We start from the raw sequence: 1,979 nt of genomic DNA, 5'->3' as shown, positions 1-1,979 counted from the left end.
CCGATGTAAAACCTCAACAGGCCCTAGAGCACCAACTTCGCCGAGCTGGAGCATGTACGTCCAAGAGGATGTTGCCAAGCACGAGACCGGCATTGGTAAAAATCCGCAATGGCCAACCGGTGCAGCAGCGAGAGCTGGATGAACTGGCCAAACTGGTTCTGGTGCAGGGATCACAGGTGTGCTCCCGGATATGGGGCAGTTTGCGGCCTGATATCTGCCAATAGTGCAGTCGATAGTGTATAACCTGAGCGTTCCCTAAAAAGTGTCGCATCTTACTTGCTATGGTTAACATTTTATGGCGCATTTTAAAGATGTTTTTTACATTTTTATGCGAATATAAGTGTATTTTTTCTCATTTTATTGCGCATTTTAGTGTTTTGTCATACTCTTTTTTTATGATGTTATACACCCAGAGCTTTAAATGAAAAGACTCCTTCTACAAAAATTGCTGGCTTGGAAGGAGCAGTCCACCAGAAAGCCTGTTCTGCTAGATGGAGCCCGGCAAACGGGTAAGTCTTTTTTGCTGGAGAAGCTGTTTGGTGGCCACTTCAACCAGGTTATACGGCTCGACTTTCTCGAACAGCCGGGGCTTGCGAACCTGTTTGCAGACTCCCTCAGCCCAGAGGATATTCTTACCAACATTGAACTCGAGCTGAATATCAGCATAAACAGGCACCAGTCGTTGATCATCTTCGATGAGATTGGTGAGTGTCAGCCAGCTATCAACTCTCTCAAGTTTTTTGCTGAGCAATGCCCAGAAATGTACATTTGTGCCTCTGGCTCCAATATTGGTCTGCTGGGATCATTTCCAGTTGGCAAAGTCGAGATGCTGGAACTGTATCCATTCACGTTTGAAGAGTTTATCTGGGCATCAAATCAGGCTCCCCTTACCAAGGCTTTTGATCAGATGAATATGGGTAAAGTCGCCCATGAGAAACTGTTTAGCCGACTGATAGATTACTACTTTGTTGGCGGCATGCCTGAAGCTGTAAAGGCATGGTTTGAAACAGAGGGTGACCTCGGTATTACGGAAAGAATCCAGCGGATTCAAGAGATACATTCGGCACTTCTGGCCGGTTATGAACGGGACTTTGGCAAGTATTCCGATAAGGTACCTGCGCAGCATATTCAGGCGGTTTTTGAAAATGTTCCGGTGCAACTCTCAAAAAATATTGATGACTCAGTGCAACGCTTTAAATTTAAAGACGTGATTGAGAAGAAAAACCGCTATAAGGAGCTTGCTGGCCCTATAAACTGGCTGGAGAAGTGTCGCCTCATTTCTAAATGCCACCCGGTCGATTGTCATCCGACATCTCCGCTTAAGCCTCTTGCTAAAGACAATATTTTCAAGCTGTTTCTTTTTGATGTGGGTTTATTAGGGCATATGCTGGGGATCAGTTACAAAGAACACCGTGAGCAAAAATACCACTACAAAGGCTATGTAGCAGAAAACTTTGTGCAAAATGAACTGATTAACCGTTTTAGCAGCCCGACCTACTCATGGGAATATGCACGCAGTGAGATTGAATTTCTTTATAAAACAGATACAGGCGATATTATTCCGGTAGAGGTAAAAAGCGGAAAGCGAACGCGGGCAAAATCACTAAAAACCTATGTGCAAAGGTATAGCCCCACAGCCACCCTGAAACTGATTGGTTCAGCCGGTTCACTGGATGATCCCACAGCAAAGGTACTGCCACTCTACTATGTGTCCAGGATTAGGGAGGTGCTAGGCTAAAGAGCTGATCTCCCATAAGTACCCAGACTATGCGAAAGTAATGGTCTGGGGCTGGATTAATACAATAAGCACAGCCGACTTAAAATCTGCCGTGTCTATGGGCTCATGCTGGATTCAAGCAATACATTATTCAACTCCTTTAGCCAAAAAATCTTCGCCGGAGAACTGTAATGCCTGAATGCAAAAATGCATTACTTCCCTCAGCTATTCAACAGATGAACAAAGCGGCTGCAGGCTTGCA

The 1,979-nt window shown here is 45.1% G+C and carries 1 protein-coding gene; it reads left to right on the top strand.

The window, feature by feature from the left end; genetic code table 11:
* Positions 1-421: 421 nt before the first annotated feature.
* The gene (locus E1189_RS01985) at positions 422-1,738 is read left to right on the top strand and encodes an ATP-binding protein (RefSeq protein ID WP_155158402.1); all 1,317 of its coding nucleotides are present in this window, start codon (positions 422-424) and stop codon (positions 1,736-1,738) included.
* The last annotated feature ends 241 nt before the right edge of the window (positions 1,739-1,979 follow it).

This window comes from Parendozoicomonas verongulae, from assembly GCF_009711465.1.
Lineage (GTDB): Bacteria > Pseudomonadota > Gammaproteobacteria > Pseudomonadales > Endozoicomonadaceae > Sansalvadorimonas > Sansalvadorimonas verongulae.
The sequence above is the reverse complement of the archived record's forward strand: the minus strand, read 5'-3'. Positions and strand labels throughout refer to the sequence as shown.